The sequence below is a fragment of the Campylobacter sp. genome (assembly GCF_019423325.1).
In the GTDB taxonomy this organism is placed as follows: Bacteria; Campylobacterota; Campylobacteria; order Campylobacterales; family Campylobacteraceae; genus Campylobacter_B.
In genome coordinates, this window is record NZ_JAHZBQ010000004.1 from 83,394 (window position 1) to 101,672 (window position 18,279).

The 18,279-nt window shown below is 47.9% G+C and carries 18 protein-coding genes; 7 read left to right on the top strand and 11 right to left on the bottom strand.

Annotation, left to right across the window (positions count from 1 at the left end; all coding sequences use genetic code 11):
• Positions 1–654: 654 nt before the first annotated feature.
• Positions 655–2,469, bottom strand: a complete 1,815-nt coding sequence (gene ciaB, locus QZ367_RS10050) for an invasion protein CiaB (RefSeq protein ID WP_291940278.1) — start codon at positions 2,467–2,469, stop codon at positions 655–657.
• Positions 2,470–2,653: 184 nt separating this feature from the next.
• On the opposite strand from ciaB, the gene QZ367_RS10055 reads away from it, so the two are divergent.
• Complete coding sequence (locus QZ367_RS10055) at positions 2,654–3,073, top strand: acyl-CoA thioesterase (protein ID WP_291940280.1); 420 nt, start codon at positions 2,654–2,656, stop codon at positions 3,071–3,073.
• A 253-nt stretch (positions 3,074–3,326) separates the two neighbouring features.
• Here the strand turns inward: QZ367_RS10055 and QZ367_RS10060 are convergent, their stop codons facing one another.
• From QZ367_RS10060 to QZ367_RS10070, 3 genes are all read right to left on the bottom strand, one after another.
• Complete coding sequence (locus QZ367_RS10060; protein ID WP_005869903.1) at positions 3,327–3,530, bottom strand: hypothetical protein; 204 nt, start codon at positions 3,528–3,530, stop codon at positions 3,327–3,329.
• A gap of 73 nt (positions 3,531–3,603) precedes the next feature.
• Positions 3,604–4,344, bottom strand: a complete 741-nt coding sequence (locus QZ367_RS10065) for an EI24 domain-containing protein (protein WP_291940312.1) — start codon at positions 4,342–4,344, stop codon at positions 3,604–3,606.
• Between the two features lie 417 nt (positions 4,345–4,761).
• Entirely contained in the window at positions 4,762–5,451 is a 690-nt protein-coding gene (locus QZ367_RS10070; RefSeq protein ID WP_291940283.1) for a dUTP diphosphatase, read from the bottom strand.
• A gap of 80 nt (positions 5,452–5,531) precedes the next feature.
• Between QZ367_RS10070 and QZ367_RS10075 the strand changes: the two genes are divergently transcribed.
• Entirely contained in the window at positions 5,532–5,945 is a 414-nt protein-coding gene (locus QZ367_RS10075) for a hypothetical protein (protein WP_291940285.1), read from the top strand.
• 321 nt (positions 5,946–6,266) lie between these two features.
• On the opposite strand, the gene QZ367_RS10080 is transcribed toward QZ367_RS10075, so the two are convergent.
• On the bottom strand, positions 6,267–6,476 hold the full coding sequence (locus tag QZ367_RS10080) for a 4-oxalocrotonate tautomerase family protein (RefSeq protein WP_050346352.1): 210 nt from the start codon (positions 6,474–6,476) through the stop codon (positions 6,267–6,269).
• Positions 6,477–6,582: 106 nt separating this feature from the next.
• On the opposite strand from QZ367_RS10080, the gene luxS reads away from it, so the two are divergent.
• The 3 genes from luxS to QZ367_RS10095 all read left to right on the top strand — a co-directional run bounded on the left by luxS (position 6,583) and on the right by QZ367_RS10095 (position 9,634).
• Positions 6,583–7,086 (top strand): S-ribosylhomocysteine lyase, encoded by a 504-nt coding sequence (gene luxS / locus QZ367_RS10085; RefSeq protein ID WP_291940289.1) that lies wholly within the window; start codon positions 6,583–6,585, stop codon positions 7,084–7,086.
• Positions 7,087–7,674: 588 nt separating this feature from the next.
• On the top strand, positions 7,675–8,013 hold the full coding sequence (locus QZ367_RS10090) for a cupin domain-containing protein (protein WP_291940291.1): 339 nt from the start codon (positions 7,675–7,677) through the stop codon (positions 8,011–8,013).
• A gap of 163 nt (positions 8,014–8,176) precedes the next feature.
• Complete coding sequence (locus QZ367_RS10095) at positions 8,177–9,634, top strand: DKNYY domain-containing protein (RefSeq protein ID WP_291940293.1); 1,458 nt, start codon at positions 8,177–8,179, stop codon at positions 9,632–9,634.
• A gap of 1,181 nt (positions 9,635–10,815) precedes the next feature.
• Here QZ367_RS10095 and mnmA read toward each other — a convergent pair.
• From mnmA to aroQ, 6 genes are all read right to left on the bottom strand, one after another.
• Positions 10,816–11,847 carry a tRNA 2-thiouridine(34) synthase MnmA gene (gene mnmA / locus QZ367_RS10100; RefSeq protein ID WP_291940295.1) on the bottom strand — a complete coding sequence of 344 codons (1,032 nt, stop codon included), beginning with the start codon at positions 11,845–11,847 and terminating at the stop codon, positions 10,816–10,818.
• Positions 11,844–12,449 (bottom strand): TIGR00730 family Rossman fold protein, encoded by a 606-nt coding sequence (locus QZ367_RS10105; protein WP_291940297.1) that lies wholly within the window; start codon positions 12,447–12,449, stop codon positions 11,844–11,846. Before QZ367_RS10105 ends, mnmA begins: the two co-directional genes overlap by 4 nt.
• A 115-nt stretch (positions 12,450–12,564) precedes the next feature.
• A complete protein-coding gene (locus tag QZ367_RS10110; protein WP_291940299.1) occupies positions 12,565–13,764 on the bottom strand; it encodes a P-loop NTPase in 1,200 nt (399 codons plus the stop codon).
• A complete protein-coding gene (folK, locus tag QZ367_RS10115) occupies positions 13,746–14,276 on the bottom strand; it encodes a 2-amino-4-hydroxy-6-hydroxymethyldihydropteridine diphosphokinase (RefSeq protein WP_291940301.1) in 531 nt (176 codons plus the stop codon). The genes QZ367_RS10110 and folK overlap by 19 nt, the downstream gene beginning before the upstream one ends.
• Before the next feature lie 17 nt (positions 14,277–14,293).
• Positions 14,294–15,319, bottom strand: coding sequence for a M24 family metallopeptidase (locus tag QZ367_RS10120; RefSeq protein ID WP_291940302.1), 1,026 nt, complete (start codon positions 15,317–15,319; stop codon positions 14,294–14,296).
• A gap of 13 nt (positions 15,320–15,332) precedes the next feature.
• Positions 15,333–15,800: a type II 3-dehydroquinate dehydratase gene (gene aroQ, locus QZ367_RS10125; protein WP_291940304.1), complete on the bottom strand. Its 468-nt coding sequence runs from the start codon at positions 15,798–15,800 to the stop codon at positions 15,333–15,335.
• 172 nt (positions 15,801–15,972) lie between these two features.
• Here aroQ and QZ367_RS10130 point away from each other — a divergent pair, with 172 nt between their 5' ends.
• Positions 15,973–17,190 carry a metal-dependent hydrolase gene (locus QZ367_RS10130; RefSeq protein WP_291940306.1) on the top strand — a complete coding sequence of 406 codons (1,218 nt, stop codon included), beginning with the start codon at positions 15,973–15,975 and terminating at the stop codon, positions 17,188–17,190.
• On the top strand, positions 17,178–18,050 hold the full coding sequence (gene sppA, locus QZ367_RS10135) for a signal peptide peptidase SppA (protein WP_291940308.1): 873 nt from the start codon (positions 17,178–17,180) through the stop codon (positions 18,048–18,050). The genes QZ367_RS10130 and sppA overlap by 13 nt, the downstream gene beginning before the upstream one ends.
• Positions 18,051–18,279: the final 229 nt, after the last annotated feature.

Genomic DNA, 18,279 nt, shown 5'->3' on the forward strand with positions numbered 1-18,279 from the left:
TCCGCGCATAGTCTGTGAGTAGAATTTTATAATTCCCCAATGCGGAATTCTACTACTAAATTTAGAATTTTGCGGCGAGGAATTTTAAAATCAAAGTATGTAGCGCGAGCCGTTAAATAAAAATGCTCGGACACAGTCCGCACCTCTGGCATCGTCGGGGGATGGGTGGGGTTTGTGGGCGAGCAGAGCAATGCGGTGCTGCGGGGCAGCGCCACCTCTGCTAGAGGTGCAACCTCGCACTTCAAGCCCCCTTCCCGCCCCAAGAATAACAGAGATCACGGTATAAATTTCACTGGCTGTGAATTTGGCGATAAAATTTTATTTTATAAGTTTCTATAAAATTTCATAGATATAACTTAGCGTCTGGGTGCATTATGCGCGATATTCGTAAGAGGGCAGCGCTCGGAGTTAGCGGGGCGCCCCACGACTTTTTAAAATTTTGCCCCCACCCGCGCGACGCTACTGATACGGACTGCGTCCGCGTTAAATTTAAATTACGGCTTTCATCACATAAATTTGAGTTAAATTTCTACGCTTTATTTTAACGTCGTATTCTAAAGCTCCGATAAAATTTTAAAGCAGAATTTTAAGAAAATTTAACGGCAAAATTTTACTAGCTTCTTATGTTTCAAGGCGCGGTTCGGAGCTGAAATTTTAAAGCCACTTTGCTCGTTCATTACTAGAATCCGTTTCGTTGCCGATCGCTTCGTAGCGCGAGTAGTAAAACTCCACAAACTCCCGCACCTGCGCCTCGCGCGGCAGATACACGCCGCCACTAAGCTCCGCAAAGCGCGATAAAAATTCCGCCGCGTCCTTTTTGTCGCAATAAAGCCGCGCTAGCTCCTCGTAGTTTTGCAGGCACGCGGCTTTGAAGCTCTCATAGCCTGCGCGGTCAAATTTAACCGACAGCCGCCCGCGCTCAAATTTCAAAACGCCCGATGCGAAAAGCAAGCTCATATGTATCAGAGCCTCGCAGTAGTAGGGTTTGAGCTCCTCCACCCGTTGCCACGCGATGAGCCCCACGGCGCGGCGGATCAGCTCATCCAGCACCGGCAGGCAAAACTCCTCCTCTTCGTGGAAAAAGAAGCTCACGAGCCCGTCGGTGGTCGCCTTGTACTCCTCGATGAGCTTAAAAAGCCCCGAGCGGTTCATGCGCGCCTCGGTGTCCGCGTCGATGAAAAATATATGCCCGAACTCGTGTCCGATCGTCGATATTTCATAGACGCGGCGCCAAATTTGCGGCTTTTTAAATAAAATTTCGCGCCCGAAATTTAGATAGTGGAGGTCGAAAATTTCGCTGCTTAACCGCATAAAAGGTCTAGCCTTGGCGCTTTCATAGACGAAATTTACGAAGGCGAAAATTTTCTTGCCGCAGTTGGTGCTTACGAACTCGTCGTTGGGTACGACCTGCGCCGAAAAGAGCCCGTTCAGATCGGCTCCGTAGTAGATCAGCGGCGCGCAGACGTAAAGCTGAGTTTTGGCGATGTTTGAAAGCACGAGCGAGTGCATGACGGCGTTGTTCGCGCCGATTTTTTCATACGCACGCTCAAAACTCTCGCTTACGCGCGCTTTAAATTCCTCCGCGCTAAACTCATACGCGCCTGCAAGCCTGACGTCCCATTCTAGCGCAACTGCGTGCGTGTAGGCATCCTCATAGTACTCAAGCGGATGACCGATCTGAAGCGGCGTTTTTATATCCATCCACGCGATCTCCGCATCCCGCCACGCGCCGATCACCGCGCTAGCGTCCTTTTCGCAAAAGGCCTGTTTGAGCTTGCCTAGATACGCGACGTAAGCTAGCTCGCTCTCATCCTCTGCAAGCGTCACCAGGCGCTCCAAAAGATCGCTAAATTCGCTCTGCAGCTTCGCCGTCTCATCCGCAAAGGCCACGGCGTAGGGCACCATTTGGGATTTACCCTCGCGCTGCACTACTGCGCCGTAGCAGCGCTCGCAAATTTCGCCGTGGGGCGTGCGCATAAACAGCTCCTCTTGCAGTAAAAATTCCTTCGCTTGCGCAAGCGAGCTAAATTCCTTCTGCAAGCGCTTGTTCGTACCTTCGATGATTAGGGCTTGCCAGCTTTTTTGCATATCGCTTAACACGAGCCCGATGCGGTGCACGCCCTTTAAAAGCTCCAGATAAAACGGCTGCAAAATCCCTTGCGCGCCTGCCTCGGCTATGAGCGCTTCGTGCATGCCCTCGTGTATTTCGCGCGTGAAATCATACATTTTGCTCTTTAGCTCGTGCTGTCGCGCCTCATCGTAGCCTAAACGGCGGAATTCTTGCAGCAGCGGATCCTCTTTGAGATCGACTATGCGTCGCAACACGGCGATGCGCGCAGTATCGCCAGACTCAAAGCCGCAAATTTCTAGCCCGCGCGCGATCAGCTCGGCGTGCGGCTCGTCGTAGAGGGCGTTTAGTCGCGCTTTGGCGGCGGCTGCCATCTCGCTAAGTTTTACAAAATCGTTCATCGCGTATCCTTTTTGCCGTTTTATCGTCTTTTTACGAGCGGAATGTGTCTGCTTCGAGAGCAAAATTCCATCCTCGCATCCGCTTAAAATTTTAAAATTTCGGCATAGATTTTTGCCGATTGTATCGAAAAAGTGTTAAATTTGCGCGGTTAAAATGCGAGATTTTTAAATTTAAGGAGTAAAAATGAGCGATTTAAACTTAGACGATTTCGGCGAGCCGCGCATAAAGGTCGTAGCGCTGCCTAAGGATACGAATAGCTCGGGCAATATTTTCGGCGGCTGGATACTAGCGCAGATCGATTTAGCGGGCGCGACGGCGGCGCGCGAGATAGCGCCCGAGCGAGTGGTAACTATCTCGATGCAGGAGGTAACTTTCAAGCAGCCCGTATTTATCGGAGATGTCATCAGCTGCTACGCAAAAGTCCTAAGCGTGGGAAATACCTCTATCCGCGTGCAGATCGAGGTCGCAGCGCTACGGCTGGGCGAGGATGGATTTCGCGAGTGTCTGCACGTAACCAGCGCGATCGCAACCTACGTAAGCGTGACCAAATTGGGTCAAAAAAAGCCGATCAGCGCAGAGATTAAGCGGCTGCATGGATTTTAAAATTTCTCAGATTTTAGTTTTAGCTCAAGGAATTTTAGCGTCAAGCTTATAACGCGAAAATTCTTATGTAGGATAGGCTTAGTGTGCAGAATTTATTGCGTAAAATTTTATAATTTTAAGCGCGGAATTTTGCTGTACAGTATTTTGGTAGAAAACCTCGCAGACAAAATTTTAGAATTTTATAATTTTAGAATTTTGCGGCGCGCAGATTAATAAGCAAATTAAAACGCACCGCAGCAAGTGGTGCTAGCAGCTAGTTTGCAGCGTCTTGAAGCTCTTCTTCGATCTCAGAGTTGCTTTTTACGACCATGCCTGAGCCGTGGATGACGCTAGGCATGCAGGATGTGCAGATATGCACCGTCTCGCCGTTTTTATGCGCCTTGATAAAGACCGCATTTTCATCGTCGCTACTTTTTAGCGAACAAATATTGCAAATGTAAATATCACCTGATTTCATAGAAATCCTTTCTTAAAAAATTTTGCACTATTTTATGAAAATTTCAAAATTTTTCATTGATTTTAGTTAATCTTTAGCGATTTTTATTGCGGGCGCTTTCGTCTATCAGCACTATGTGCGTCAAAAAGATGATGAAAAATAGCTGGAAAAATAATCCTACCAGTGGGATCAAACACAGCAGGTAAAAAATAAAAGCGCTTAGGGCAAATTTATATCCTCCACCCATTTTATAAGAGCGCTCGAAGCTTTTCGCGCTTAACGCGTTTGAAGCAACGTCGATTAGAATCAGCTTGTAATAGATATAAAAAAACGGCACGTTTATGATAAATAAATTTATTACCGGCACAAACAAAAGCACCGAACAGATAAATAAGATCGCTAAAAATTTTAAAATTTCAAGACTCATCAGCTTTAGCACTCGCGCCGTGCTCGCTTCATCCGCGCGGATTAGGCGGTAGTGGCGGGCGTTGATCTCTTTAGTGACTGCGGGCGTCAGAAATCCTGCTATGATAAGCGCACAAAACACGCTAAGCATCAGTACCGCAAAGCTGGCAAACACCGAAAAAATCGCGCCGATAATCCACTTTGTAGCAGCAAAGCTTAGAATTTTTGCAATTATTGGGAAGCGCTGCTCGTCCAAGAAGCTAAAATCGCCGCTTTGCGCGCCCTGCGAAAGTGCGTCAAAAAGCTCTTTGCCACCGAAAAATGCGAGCGTGCCCAAGATTATAAGCGAGCACATAAGCGGCAATAGTGAGAGCAGAATGAACTTGCGCGTAAAAAAATCCTGCTTTGCCAAATTAAAAATTCTACCCATGTATGCTCCTATTTGCGTTATTTTAGCGACTTTTGCGACGGAATTTGAGCTGAGTAGTTTGGCTGCCGCACCGCGCCTCATTGATCCGCCCACTTGGCTCATTCGCTTGCTTTAGCCGGCTCATCCCGCTTTATAATACGAAATTTATGCTTTGATCGCTCGCCATCCCCGCGTTTAATTTGCTCATTTATAGTGTGTAAAAAGAGGCCAGATCTAGCTATGTTTTTGCCTGCTGCGAATATTTATTTGCTTGCTACGCGGAATTTTGCCTCTTATAAATAAGCTGGCATTGCGTAAATTTCAGGCACAAAACTGCAGAATTTCAAATCAAATCTCTTTTTTAAAATTCGCATGCTGAAATTTTATAGATGAAATTTCAAAATTTCAAAGGTAAATTTCGCGCGCAAACCCACGATTTCACTTTGTCGCGTCGTAGATCTTTTGCAATTGCTCGTAAATTTCGTTTGCGCTTACTGCGCCTTTTGATAGCACCTCGATTAGCACCTCGTTATCTTCAAGGTCTCCCCAGATTTTGCGGTAGCTGCCCTCTTTGTAGCCGTTATTTTGGCGGAATTTATTTAGCACGTTTTTACCGATATATTTGGCAAAAAGTATGTCTAAGCTCACTCCGCATTTAATCGCCACGCGAAAAAAATCGGTCAGTAGCTCGCCGATTTGCAGCTCAAAGCCGCTCGTTTCGTGGATTATGAGCTCGATGTCGTTTACGATCTCGTAGATGCTGTATTCGCGCACGTCGTAGGCGTAGGAGCTAAACTCCGCAAATCCGCTTACTGCCGTGACATCGCTTACGATGTGATCGATGTCTTTGCTGCCGTAATATTGCTCTAAAATATAGCTCATTACGAAGTGCCAAATATCAGCGACCTCGATGACGATATTATTCACATCCGGCGCTGCAGAGATATTTTTCCAATGCTTCCACGCAAAGCTATCGATGAGCTCTGCGCATTCCATGTAAATGCAGCGCTTCCAGTTGATAAGTTTGCCGTTTTTTGTATAGCCGTCCTCCCAGCCCACGCCATTTGTTTCGTCGTTTAGGGCTTGCTGCATCAAAAACATCTCTTTTACTTTTTTATAATTTTCCATAAAAATTCTCCTAATTTTGGCTCACGATTATAGCTAATAAAAGAAAATCATTGTATAATTTAGCAAAAAGGAGGCTTAAAATGTGTGCCGCTCAGGATAAATTCGACGAGTTTTTAGGCAGGATGAAGCTCCTGTCTCTCGGAGTTTTGCGCAATAATCTGCCATATTGCTGCAGTGCATTTTACGCCTACGATCCGCAAAATAAGGAGCTCATCATCGCAAGCGCGAGCGACTCCGAGCATATCAAAGCAGTCTTTGCCAACCGCGGAGTTGCGGCTACGGTCGCGCTGGATACGAAATTTGTAGGCAGGATCAAAGGCGTGCAGATTTGCGGCCATATCCGTAGCGCGGATGAGCGCGAAACCTCGCTATATCTTAAGCGCTTCCCGTTTGCGCGCGCGATGGAGACCGATTTTTTTACGATCAGAATTGATTGGATGAAAATGACCGATAATACTCTAACTTTCGGTAAAAAAATAATTTGGGAACGCTAGTTCGCTAAGAAATCGTCTATTTATTTTTACGAAATTTTAAACTTTGCGAGGATTAAATTTTATCTAGTAAGATTTTGAAATTTGCATAAATTCTATCTTGTCGATTTTTCAAAGAATTTCACTATTAGACCCGCTTTAAAATTTCCGCTCGGTTGGTTTTTTTGAATTTTACAGCATGGAATTTAGCGTAAAATTTCATCTTGCAAGCGGGGATTATCGCAAATTTTATTCCCTTAGAAGTGGAACCTGCCGCGTAGAATTTCGCTTGAAAATTTTAAAATTCTAAAATTTAACTTTTCAAACTTAATCTGACGCGCGAGCTTAGCTCTGCCGCTTTCTGATTTCGCTTACTAGTCGTCCGCCGATCGCGTAGTCGTCAGTGGATATTTCATCTATCGTCACGACCGTGGTTTTCTCGCCCCTGCCTAGCACGGCTACGAGGGCGTCGGTGAGGTTCTTGACGAGCCTTGCTTTTTGTTCGCGACTTAAGCCGCCACGTTCTTTGGTGATTTTGACGTTTATGTAGGGCATTAATTCTCCTTAAAATAAACGTAATTGTAGCCAAAATTTCGTCTGTGCGCCTAAAAGTGCGGAATTTTATGTTAAAATCGCCACAATCTAAATTTAAGGAGAAAATATGCCATTGTTAGATAGTTTTAAGGTCGATCATACCCGCATGAATGCCCCTGGCGTGCGGCTCGCAAAGAGTATGCGCACCAAAAGCGGCGATAAGATCAGCGTCTATGATCTGCGGTTTTGCCGCCCGAATTTAGAGATTATGAGCGAGCGCGGCACCCACACGCTGGAGCATCTTTTCGCGGGCTTCATGCGCGAGCACCTAAATAGCGCGGACATCGAGATCATCGACATCTCGCCGATGGGGTGCCGCACGGGCTTTTATATGAGCGTGATCGGCGCGCCTAGCGAGAGCGCCGTTGCGGCGGCGTGGAACGCGAGTATGAAGGACATTTTGGGCGTGGGCTCTCAAGCAGAGATCCCCGAGCTGAATAAATTTCAGTGCGGCACCTTCGCGATGCACTCGCTAGCAGAAGCTAAACAGATCGCGCAAAATGTGCTAAATAAGGGAATCGGCGTGATCAAAAACGACGAGATCGCGCTGGATCCAAGCAAGATAAAATAGTTTTGAAATTTAAGAGATAGCGCAAAATTCTAACGCTATCTCTTTGAACGCCCGCTTGTTCCGCGATTAGTGTATAACGCGCCATAAAATATTATCGTAAAATATACAAAAATTCGAGACGCAAAAATGCGTATCTGCTAAAACAAGCCAGAGGTAGTAGCGTCTATTTATAAGCCGATTTAGTTTTATAAACCGACTTGGAGCTTGCCGTAAAGTCTGCGCCATGTGAGGCTCTTGATAAAAGCTACGATTTGGCTTTAAGCTGGGTGGCAAAAGCGCGTAAGCAAAGCTCATATCAAATTTAATAAATTTATCTCGTAGACCGGCTTTAAATTTATAAGAATTTTTAAAATTTCGTCTTAAATTAAAGCCGAAATTCTATCCGCAAATACCCTGCTTATGCACATTATTACTTTCAGATGCGATCTTCAATTCTTCATAAAAATCGCATAACAAAACGAGAATTTAAAATTTTTATTTAAGGTTTCGTTGTGAGTTTGACGCTTGAAATTTCACTTTCGCTGCACGAAAAGAATGCTAAAATTCCGCCGAAACAGCACCGGATGCGGTGAACTTAAAGGAGCGAAAATGCAAAGAATTTTTCATATAAAAGATGCTATTTGTAGCGACGAGCGAGCCGTAAAAACGACATTTTTTACTACGGAGGCCACTTGCGGCGCGGTTTGGATCGTCAAACGCGGCCAGGTCGTAGCGCCTCATATCCACCCAGACGGCGATGACGTGTGGATTTGCTTAAGCGGACGCGGCGTGTTTTATCCGAGCAAGGGCGAGGAGGTACCGATCTGTGCGGGCGATCTAATCATTTCCAAAAGCGGAGAGTGCCACGGTATGAAAAATACGGGCGATGAGGATTTTGTGTTTGCAAGCGTTACGGCGCCGATTCCGTGCGGTTACGAAGCGCTTTGAATTAAAATTTGCCAGAGATTTTGTGGCATTCGTAAAATAAATTAGCGTCGCAAAGAGTTGAATTAGAATTTGTCCGTAGCGTTAAATTTCATAAATTTAGCCGCGCTTTTGTACAATTTCAAGTGCCGCGCAATCTGCGGCGAGATTAAATTTGAGGCAAAAGATGTATGAAGATTTTACGCAAGAGCCAAAGGATGAGCGCGCGCAAAAGAAGCGCAAAGCTAGGGCGCGCAAGGTAGAAGCAGATCGTAAGTCGGCGCGAGACGCGCCTCGGGGCATGCCGCTTTGGCGCAAGATCGTGCTTGGCGCGATATTTGTATTCGCGGCTTTTAGCGTGCTTATTCTGGCGGCTGTTATAAATTCCAGCGACGACTACTCGCCGCGGGACGATGAGCAGATCAAATACAGCGATTTTTATAAAAAAGGAGATGAAATTTACGCCCTCGTGGTGGGCGCGGGCTATTTTGCGATACCGAGCGCGGATGCGGCGAGCTTTCGGGTTTTGGATTTCGGCTCCGGCTACCGCTCCAACGTTGCGGCGGATAAAAACGCCGTATATTGCGGAAATATCGCGATGAGCGAGCTAGAGCCCGCGCGCACGAAAGCTGTAGCGTTCGGATACGTAAGCGACGGACGGATCAGTTATTTTTGCGACGGCGAGGCGGTGCCCAACGACGCGCTGGGGGCGTTTAAGCTCACTTATGAAACCTTGGCGCATATTTTTTGGGATGCGCCCAAACCGCAAAGCTACCTCTATAAATTTAAACGCATGGACGCCACGGATCTGCGCCAAATCGCGGGCGTATATTACGCTACAGAAGGCTCTCGCGCGTTTTATAAGGGAGAGGTTTTGCCGGACGCCGATGCCGCGAGCCTGCGCCAGATAGAGGGAAGCGATGGGCGTGCTAGCGACGTTTACGCCGCGGACGGCGCGAGCGTGTATTTTAAAAACCTGCGCCTTGACGCGCGCGATAACGGCGGGCATTACGATCTTTTTAAGCAGCGGTTGAGCTATTTTTTGTGGGATGCGAAAAGCGGCGATGTTTTTGCGAACGATTTAAAATTTGACCCAGCCACCGCGCCCTATGCTCCGCTAAATAGGCAGCTTGCGCACTCAAACCATCTACTTTTTGCCTCCCCTGGCGGCATCTACTATTTCGACGAGAACGACGGAAAGCAAAAGCGCGCGGGAGGCAACCCCTTCGCAGGCGAGGTTCGCGCGCTTAGCGGCAGCGTATTTCAAAGCGGCGAGCGGATATATTTTTTAGAGCGCGCGGATGTTTGGGGCGGCGGTCGCAGCACTCGCAGGCTGGTCGCTCGCAAAAGTGGACTTTTCGCGCTCGAGCTGCCGCACGAGTGGCGCAGGGTCGGCGGCGTGCACGGCGGGCTATACGGCTGGGTCTATTCAAACGGCGGGCGATTTTTCTACTTCGACGATCTGGGCTCTTCGCAGCTGATAGATCGGTGCATTTATGAGATCAGGGATCTAGACTTGGTTGAAATTTTGCTTCAAAAAAGCAGCTTTGGCACGAGTAAAATTCGCGAGATGATAAAGAGCGGCGGGCTTGAGGCGGTGGACGGCGAGCTGCTTTTTGAGGTAAAGACGCGGGTGGAATTTTAGCCGCGATTTGGGTGCAGACGACGATTTCGTGCAGATCGGGTCGCTTCGGTTTTTGATTTTAGCTGCGATTTGGATGTAGAGTGCGTCGCTAAGCTTTAAAATTTGCCTTTATTCGGCATAAACTTTATGAAATTTAAAGCTACGGCACAAACTTTGGCGTAAGTTTAAAATTTCATCGCAAATCGCTTTAGGGCGGTCGTACAAAATTTATTTCACCGCACCGAGGCAGCTCGCGGAATATTTTGTATGTGATAAGCTCGGTGCAGCTCGGACGATAATTTTATACATCGCGACGAGCAGAGTTTAAATTGGTGCGCGTAGCTATGAGATTTGCATATTGTGGTGAGGCCGTACTAGAAATAGAGTGTGGGCGCGGCATTAAATTTTATGTATCTAAGCAAGTGGCGCGCGATGTGCGGAACGGGGGCGTGCGCACGATAATTTCGGCACGGCCAGGCGACAAATTCTAAATTCTAAGCGCTTTGAAATGCGGGCTCGAACCGCGCGGATAATGTGCGCTAAGCGACAGGTCATCGAATTTGGTGCACAGAAATTTAATCTATGATGACTTAAACTGCAGCTCTGTGGCGGCGACACGTCACGCGCATGGTGGAAATAATTTTATGAACGATTTGGGCTTATGATCGAGCAAGGCTCTAAAATCTTGCTGCAAAATTTAGTTCTATGAGCGATTCAACTTTCTAAAGGTTGGTTTCTTTACTGGGCTTCGCATGGCAAAATTTTAGTTCTATGAGAGATTTAACCGAGCTAGGCGAAAGAATTTTGCGTTGCAAGCGCCTTTGCCTCTAGTCGGACGCTCGTCGCCGTTTATTGAGCACATTCACCGCTTCGCGCTCGCAAGTATGTTGTTTTATATCGCAGATGCGGCACCTATCGTTTAAATCACATCGCTTGAAATTTTATCCGCGAGTTCTATTTGCGCGGCGTTATTTTTAAAATTTTTTGCATATTTCGTTTGTGCTGTGTTATAGTAAATCTATCACGGCATATTTGCACGCATCGCGTCGTTTGCGTGTGCGCCTTTCACGTTTTGCGCGACATTTGGTTTTTTATGTCGCAGCGCGATAGTGCCGCATAAATTTATATTTTGCGGCGCCACCTTCTCTGTATAGCGCGCCGTTTTGCAAACTCGCGAGCTTTAAGTGAAGCAAAATAAAGCGCTATTTTATAAATCCGCTTGCCACTACGCGGTCGCGCTCGTCGTAAAAAACCGCGAGCTGAGCCGGAGCGATGCCCGCTGCGGGCATGGACAGCACGGCATGTACGCCGCCGTCCTCACGCGGCGAAATTTTAACGGGGAGCTTGGCGCTGCGGTAGCGGATCTTAACGCCGAGACCAGGCATATTTAAAATTTCATCCCTGCTTAAAAAGGCGTTGAAATTTTCGGTGTCGAACTCGTAGGTCGCCAGCTCGTCCTTGCCGCCCACGACGATCTCGTTTTTGTGTGGGTCGATGCTTAGCACGAAGTGCGGCTCATGCGCGCCGTGCACCGTAAAACCGCGGCGCTTGCCGATCGTGTAGTGCATATAGCCCTCGTGAGTACCGATAGCGTTGCCCGCACGGTCGCGCACGATGCCGGGCATTTTGGTGCCCGTATGACGGTTCAAAACGTCGATGTAGGTGGTGTCCACAAAGCAGATCTCGCTGCTTTCGCTCGCAGAAGCGATCTGCGAAAGCTCCGCATATGCGCGCGCGGCCTCTTTGACGTCCTTTTTATACATCCCTCCAAGCGGAAAGAGCATAAACTCAAGCGCGGCAGGATCGATGTTTGCTAAAAAATAGCTCTGATCTTTGCTAAGATCTACAGCGGCTTTTAAAAGCCCGTCCTCGATACGGACGTAATGCCCCGTAGCTAGGCGCTCAAAGCCCTGCTCGCGCGCAAATTCCAAGAGCTTGCCGAGCTTTATGCGGCGGTTACACAGCGCGCACGGATTCGGCGTAAGACCGCCGATATAGGCCTGCACGAAGGGCTCGTAAACGTCGCGATTAAAATCCTCCTGCAGATCCAAAATGTGGATTTTTATACCCAAAAACTCGCCAACCTTGCGGACTTTGGCGATGTTTGCCTCGTGATAGCCGGGCTTTGCGTGCAACTTCATATAGCAGCCCTGCACCTCGTGGCCCGCGTCCTGCAGCAGCTTCGCGCACATCGAGCTATCCACGCCGCCGCTCATCGCGACTAAAATTTTCATTCGTTCTCCTTACGTCGCACATCCGTCAAAATTTCATCCACGCTGTCGCAGAGTTTGAAATTTTGCAGATCGCTTTCGTTTATCGCGCCCGATTTTAGCAGCGAAGTGCGGAAAAACTCCATTAGCGGTGCGTAGAATTCCTCGTCGTAAAGATAGATCCGTGCGCGTTTAAAGCCCGTCTGCACCAGCACTAAAATTTCAAAAAACTCATCCAGCGTCCCAAAGCCGCCCGGAAAGATGACGAAAATTTCGCTGTTTTCGATGAGAGCGCCTTTGCGTGGTGCAAATGCTGAAAATTTCGCGCCCTGCGTCAAAAAGCCGTTGCTTTTTTGCTCAAACGGCAGCATGATGTTAAAGCCCACGCTGTGCGTCCTTGCCCTCGCAAATGCGCCTCGGTTGGCGCCTTGCATAATGCCGCCACCACCTCCGGTGATGATCGAATATCCTAAATCGGCGAGCCCTTCGCAGAGCTTTTGCGCGTCTTTTACGTAGCGATTATCTTCGCTAAAACGTGCCGAACCGAAGATTGTGGCGCTTTTGCCCACGTTTTTGAGATTGTCGCGGGCGATTTTGATGTCTTTTAAAATTTCTTTTAATTGCATGATTAATCTATCTTTTATGTATATTATTTAAAATTTTAGTTTTAAGAATAGCATTAAATTTTTAAAATTCCGTTTAAAATAGTAGAATTTACGTGATTTAAAATCTTATCGTAAATCATACTAGGTTGCTAAGTTTTCGTAAGAATCCGCCGACGCCGCGGTAAGCACTCATATCGATCGGCCCGCAGCCCTGCTTGCTTAAAAATCGCGAGACACTCTGTCTAAGCGCGATGGTAGCGGGCGAAAACGGATAGTGTGAGTTAAAAAGCGCGCGATTTTGTGAGCAGACGGCTACTTGTTTGCAAAACGGCACAAAGCCTAGCAATTTAAAGCCCAGTTCGCTTATATTGCGGTGCGCGACCGACTTTAGATTTTCGTAAATCATCACGGCATCATCCTCGCTCGCGGTGAAATTTAGCAAAAACAAAACCTCTTTTTTGCTCGCTCCAAGCGTCTTTAAAAGCGCGTAGGTGTTGTTGATCGAGCAGGGTTCGTTCGCGCACAGCACGATATTTTCGTCGCCGATGCTCAAAAAATCTCCAAGATACTCAAGCCCCGCATCGATCAAAATAAAATCGAAGATTCCCGCCTCTTTTAGCTCGCTTGCGAAGCGAGCGGGGCTTTCGTGAGCCTTTGCGTTTGCGAAATTTCCGGCTTCTTCGGGATTTGATGAACGGGCGGAATTTTTCATTTCATCTTTACTTGCGGAATTTTGAGAATTCTCGTCAGGGATTGAATTTTGCTTGGTGAAATCATCGCTTTTAAAATTCTCTAGGCTTTCTGATTCTGTAAAATTCCATCCATCTTCGCAATTTTGCGGCTTTTTGGCTGCACAATTCGTAGAATTTTTTGCAGCGTTTGCTATTGAATTTGAAGCGGCGAAATTTTCTGAGTTGTTTTTGCCATCAAAGCTCGTGAGTTTTTTCGCGTAATTGTACGAGCCGCCACTTTCATCGCCTCCCCGATTTTGTGTGCTATCCGTAGAATTTTGCATGACGCAATAGTCCGCGCTAGAGCTTGCGTTTTTGATAGAATTTTGCGCCGCAGAATTCGCGCTATTTACAGAATTTTGTGAAGCAACCGCGGGCGAGACGAGCGTTAAATTTTGAGAAATTTTTACTGCGACAGCGCTTGGTAGCGAAATCCTCTTTCTTTGCAAAGCGTTTAAAATGATCTCTTGATTGTTTAAATTCGGCGCTTCTATGATCGCCGTGCGGTAGCCCTGCTCGCTTAGAATTTCGGCGAAATTTGCTGCAATCACGCTCTTGCCGACTCCGCCCTTGGCGCTTAAAAAATTTACGATTTTAGTTTGCATATCAGTCCTCTTTTAAATTTCATCTCTCCAAGCGGCAAAATCACGCTTATGCGCTCGTTTGCTCCCGGATGCGGCAGAGCCAGCCTGCTGCTGGACCTTACTTTTGCGCTTGCGTATAAAATATCCACGTCCAGCGTGCGCGGCGCGTTTTTAAAGCTTCGTTTGCGCCCAAATTTCAGCTCCGCGCGCTGCATAATCTTAAGCAGCGCAATCGGCGCTAGGGAGCTTTGCACTAGCATCACGGCGTTTAAAAAATTTTCCTGCCGCAAAAAGCCGAACGGCCTGTTTTTTAAGATCAAGGAATTTTGCGCTACAAAAAAGCGCGTGTCGCTTTGTAAAGTGCGATAAAATCGCTCGAAGCGTCGCCTGACATCCCCTAAATTCCCGCCGAGCCCGAGCAGGTATAAATTTTTAAAATTTCCGCGCTCGCGACGCCTTATCGGAAAAACGGCGCTTTTTACGACGCATAGCGCGTCCGCGCACTCGTAAAATCCATTTTTCTTAAGTCGCATGTTCACCCGAGCTACTCTCATAAAATTTCAGCCCCGTTTTCGCGCACGACCACGACGTCCTCAATGCGCACGCCAAACTCGCCGGGCAAATAAATTCCAGGCTCCACGCTAAAGACCATGCCCTCTTTTAGCACGGTATCTCCGCGCTTTGAGATAAAGGGAAGCTCGTGGATATCGACTCCGACGCCGTGTCCCGTGCTGTGAAAAAACGCTTCGCCTAGACCCTGAGCGGCGATAAAATCCCTAGCCGCCGCGTCGATCTCGCGCGCCTTTTTGCCGGGCATAACCGCAGCGATCGCCAGAGCTTGCGCCTCTTTTACTATCTCGTAAATTTCTTGCCGCTTGGCGTTTTTAAAATTTTGCTCTTTGCCGAAGTTAAAATTTTCGTCAAAGCACGCCGTACGCGTCCTATCGGAGCAGTAGCGGTTAAATTTAACCCCCGCGTCAAGCAGGAGCAAATCGCCCTGCCGTAGCCGCTTTTTACTCGGCAAAGCATGCGCCTTTGCGGCGTTTTCGTTGATCGCGACGATAGGCGAAAAGCTAAGCGCGAGCTCGCCCTTTTTCTTAAAGATGAGCTCGGCGTTAAAAAACAGCTCCTCTTCGCTCATCCCTTCGCCGCTAGAGCGCACGAACGCGGCAAATTCGTCAAATCTTTCAGCGCCAAGCTGCGCCGCGCGTTTTAAAATTTTTATCTCATCCTCTGATTTTATTATGCGCGAAATTTGCGAAAAATTCGCCCGCGCCTTAAATTTTATCCCAAGGCCCTTGCTCAGCGCTTCCCACTCGCCCGCGCTAAAATCGTACGGGTTATAGCCAAGCTCAGCAACGCCTGCCTTTCGTAAAAACAGCCGCGCGTCTTTTATCAAATTTCGCTCGACCTCGATCACCTCGGTGTCTTTGCAAAGCTCGCGCGCCTCGATGCTATAACGCGCATCGGTAAGGAAAAATTTGCGCCCCGCGAGACTTAAAAATATCGCGTTGTCGCAACTGTATCCGCACTCGTGGTAAACAGCGTTTTCGTCCTTTAGGATAAAATTTTTCAAATTTAACCTAGTCCTACTCGGCTTTCTGCTCGGCTCTGGCTGCCTTGATCTGCTCAAAAATTTGAATCATTCCGATCATCGCCAGATGGTATCCCACGGGGCCGAAACCGATGATCTGACCCGCTGTTACGGGCGCTATTAGACTTTTTTGTCTAAGCTCCTCTCTGCGAGCGATGTTTGAGATATGCACCTCGATCACAGGTAGGCTGACTGCGGCAAGCGCATCTCGGATGGCAAGCGAAGTGTGCGTGTAGGCGGCGGGATTGATGATGATGCCGTCGCAGGTGCCGAAGCACTCTTGGATCTTATCGATGATCTCGCCTTCGAAATTGCTCTGAAAAAACTCGATCTCGTTGCCGCTCTGATCGGCGACCGCCTTCATCTGCTTATGGATATCCTCCATCTTCATAACCCCGTAAATAGCGGGCTCGCGCATACCGAGCATATTGATATTCGGTCCTTGAATCACCATAATTTTCATTTTTGCGTCCTTGTTTTGAAATTTAAGCGAAAATTATAACCAAAGCGAGCTTATTTTTTACTATGGCACTAAATTTGCCCGCTCAAGCCCGGTCGCTAAAATTTTATCTCTAAATTTAGCACGGAAGAGAATTTTATGCTAAAATCACGCGCTGTTTTAGATAAGGAAAACGATGAGAATTTTAAGGGCGAAGTGGATTCTTGTCTGCGATGAGAATTTTAAAATTTTAAAAGATGGCGCGATCGTCTTTGACGAGAAAATAATCGAGGTCTGCGCTTTTGAAAGCGCGGCGCGCAAATACCAGCAGGTCGAAATTTTGGACTTTAGCGGCGACATAGCGATGCCTGCGTTTATAAATCCGCACGTGCATTTGGAATTTAGCGCAAACAAAGGCACGCTGCGCTACGGCGATTTTTTGGAGTGGCTAGGTAGCGTCATCGCCTCAAGGCAGGAGCTGGACGCCGCAGCGCGCGGACGATTGATCTTGGAGCAGATCGCCGCGATGATGCGAAGCGGCGTGGGTACGATCGGCGAAATTTCAAGCTTCGGCGGCGAGGCTGAAGCTTGCGCGAAAAGCGGCATTAGAACCGTGTTTTTCAATGAAATTTTAGGCGCGAGCAAGGACGCTGCGGCGGAGAATATTTTGAAATTTAAGCAGCGTTTTGAGCACTCAAAGGCGTTTGCGAGCTCGCTTTTCATCCCTGCCGTATCGGTACACTCGCCGTATTCGACGCACCCGCAGATTACAGAGTTTGCGACGAAGCTTGCCCGCGAAAACGGGCTTGCTATAAGCACGCATTTTATGGAGAGTGCTTACGAGCGGCAGTGGCTACGCGCGGGTCGCGGCAAATTTAAAGCCTGGCTTGCTAAATTTAATCCTGCGCCCGCGCCTTTTTACTCGCCGCAGAGCTTCGTGGCGCATTTTAGCGGGCTTCGCACGCTTTTTACGCATTGCGTTTGGGTGGATGATTTTAGCATCTTTGATCCGAAGCTTCACTCGATCACGCACTGCGCGCGCTCCAACCGTCTGCTTAGCAAAAAGCGGCTGAGCTTTAAAAAGTTGCTCGCAAGCGGGCTTAATTACAACATCGCTACCGACGGGCTTAGCTCAAATTTTAGCCTAAGCTTTTTAGACGAGCTACGTGCAAATTTAATGATGCACGACGAGCTGGGTTTGGCAGAACTGGCGCGAGCGCTAATTTTAGGCGCTACGAGAAATGCGGCAGCCGCACTGGGATTAAGCTTAGGCGAGCTGAGAGCCGGTAAACTCGCCGACATCGCCGTTTTTGAAGGCATTGAGTGCGAGCAAAGCCAGCTGGCGCTACAGCTCATTTTACAGAGCAAAAACGCAAAATCACTTTTTATCGAAGGAATGAAATGCAATTTCTAAAAAACATCTTTGCGCCGATCGGCGCCGTGCTTGGGTTTATCAACAAATACTTTAAATCCCTGATTTTCCTGCTTATTTTGTTTTTGATTTTTGCAGGCGGCGAAAGCGCGCAACAAAAGGGCGCGAATCTCGCTCAACTTTCGCTAAACGGCGCGATAATGGACGATAGCGAAATTTTAGAAAAGATCGAAACCCTGAAAAACGACGAGGCGATCAAAGGAGTGCTCCTGCTGATCGACAGTCCCGGCGGTGCGCTAAGCCCGAGCGTGGAAATTTCGCTGGCTATCAAGTCTCTAAACTCGCGCAAGCCGGTCGTCGCCTACGCCAAGGGCACGATGGCGAGCGGCAGCTACCTAGGCGGCGTGTGGGCGAGTAAAATTTACGCAAATCCGGGCAGCTTCATCGGCTCCATTGGCGTGATCATGCAGGGCTTAGATGTGAGCGAAGCGGCAGCTAAATTAGGCTTTGCCGAACAGATCGTCAAAGCGGGCGAGCTCAAAGAAGCGGGAACGATGATGCGAAAATGGAGCGACGCGGAGCGCGCAAGCCTACAAGCTCTGGTGGATGAGAGCTATGAGCTATTTACGCGCGAGGTGGCGCAGGCGCGCTCGCTGGATCTTAGGAAGCGCGATACGTGGGCGAATGCGCGAGTATTTTTAGCTAGCGGCGCCAAAGGCGTCGGGCTTATCGACGAGGTGGGCTCTTTAGAGGACGCTAAAAGCGCGCTCGTAAAGGCTAGCGGCATAGCAGATCCGATCTGGCAGGAGCCTTCGGCGTATGAAAAGATGATGGATAGGCTGGCAAATAAAAGCGAGAGCTTAGTGCGCGGGGCATTCGGCGCGAAGCTGATGGCGTATTAGAATTTTAGAAATTTTAAATTACGAGGGAATTTTAAGAGTAGAATTTTGTATGTAGAAGCATACCGGCTTTAATTGCTTTTAAATTTCCTCGCTTTTCATTTGGCGTTTTTCCTTAAAATTTTACCTTTTTTGTGAATTTTTCTTTGCTTAAGAACTCCTCATTTTTCTACCAATTATTCAGCCCCCTTTAAGCATCGCTCTTGTATAATCACAATTCTGTTTCGCACCG

Coding starts and splice junctions, on each gene's coding strand:
- QZ367_RS10055 (WP_291940280.1), top strand. CDS start 2,654: ATGAGCGATTTAAACTTAGACGATTTCGGCGAGCCGCGCATAAAGGTC.
- ciaB (WP_291940278.1), bottom strand. CDS start 2,469: ATGAACGATTTTGTAAAACTTAGCGAGATGGCAGCCGCCGCCAAAGCG.
- QZ367_RS10105 (WP_291940297.1), bottom strand. CDS start 12,449: ATGCAATTAAAAGAAATTTTAAAAGACATCAAAATCGCCCGCGACAAT.
- QZ367_RS10075 (WP_291940285.1), top strand. CDS start 5,532: ATGTGTGCCGCTCAGGATAAATTCGACGAGTTTTTAGGCAGGATGAAG.
- folK (WP_291940301.1), bottom strand. CDS start 14,276: ATGCGACTTAAGAAAAATGGATTTTACGAGTGCGCGGACGCGCTATGC.
- QZ367_RS10095 (WP_291940293.1), top strand. CDS start 8,177: ATGTATGAAGATTTTACGCAAGAGCCAAAGGATGAGCGCGCGCAAAAG.
- QZ367_RS10070 (WP_291940283.1), bottom strand. CDS start 5,451: ATGGAAAATTATAAAAAAGTAAAAGAGATGTTTTTGATGCAGCAAGCC.
- QZ367_RS10110 (WP_291940299.1), bottom strand. CDS start 13,764: ATGCAAACTAAAATCGTAAATTTTTTAAGCGCCAAGGGCGGAGTCGGC.
- QZ367_RS10130 (WP_291940306.1), top strand. CDS start 15,973: ATGAGAATTTTAAGGGCGAAGTGGATTCTTGTCTGCGATGAGAATTTT.
- aroQ (WP_291940304.1), bottom strand. CDS start 15,800: ATGAAAATTATGGTGATTCAAGGACCGAATATCAATATGCTCGGTATG.
- QZ367_RS10060 (WP_005869903.1), bottom strand. CDS start 3,530: ATGAAATCAGGTGATATTTACATTTGCAATATTTGTTCGCTAAAAAGT.
- QZ367_RS10065 (WP_291940312.1), bottom strand. CDS start 4,344: ATGGGTAGAATTTTTAATTTGGCAAAGCAGGATTTTTTTACGCGCAAG.
- QZ367_RS10080 (WP_050346352.1), bottom strand. CDS start 6,476: ATGCCCTACATAAACGTCAAAATCACCAAAGAACGTGGCGGCTTAAGT.
- QZ367_RS10090 (WP_291940291.1), top strand. CDS start 7,675: ATGCAAAGAATTTTTCATATAAAAGATGCTATTTGTAGCGACGAGCGA.
- mnmA (WP_291940295.1), bottom strand. CDS start 11,847: ATGAAAATTTTAGTCGCGATGAGCGGCGGCGTGGATAGCTCGATGTGC.
- sppA (WP_291940308.1), top strand. CDS start 17,178: ATGCAATTTCTAAAAAACATCTTTGCGCCGATCGGCGCCGTGCTTGGG.
- luxS (WP_291940289.1), top strand. CDS start 6,583: ATGCCATTGTTAGATAGTTTTAAGGTCGATCATACCCGCATGAATGCC.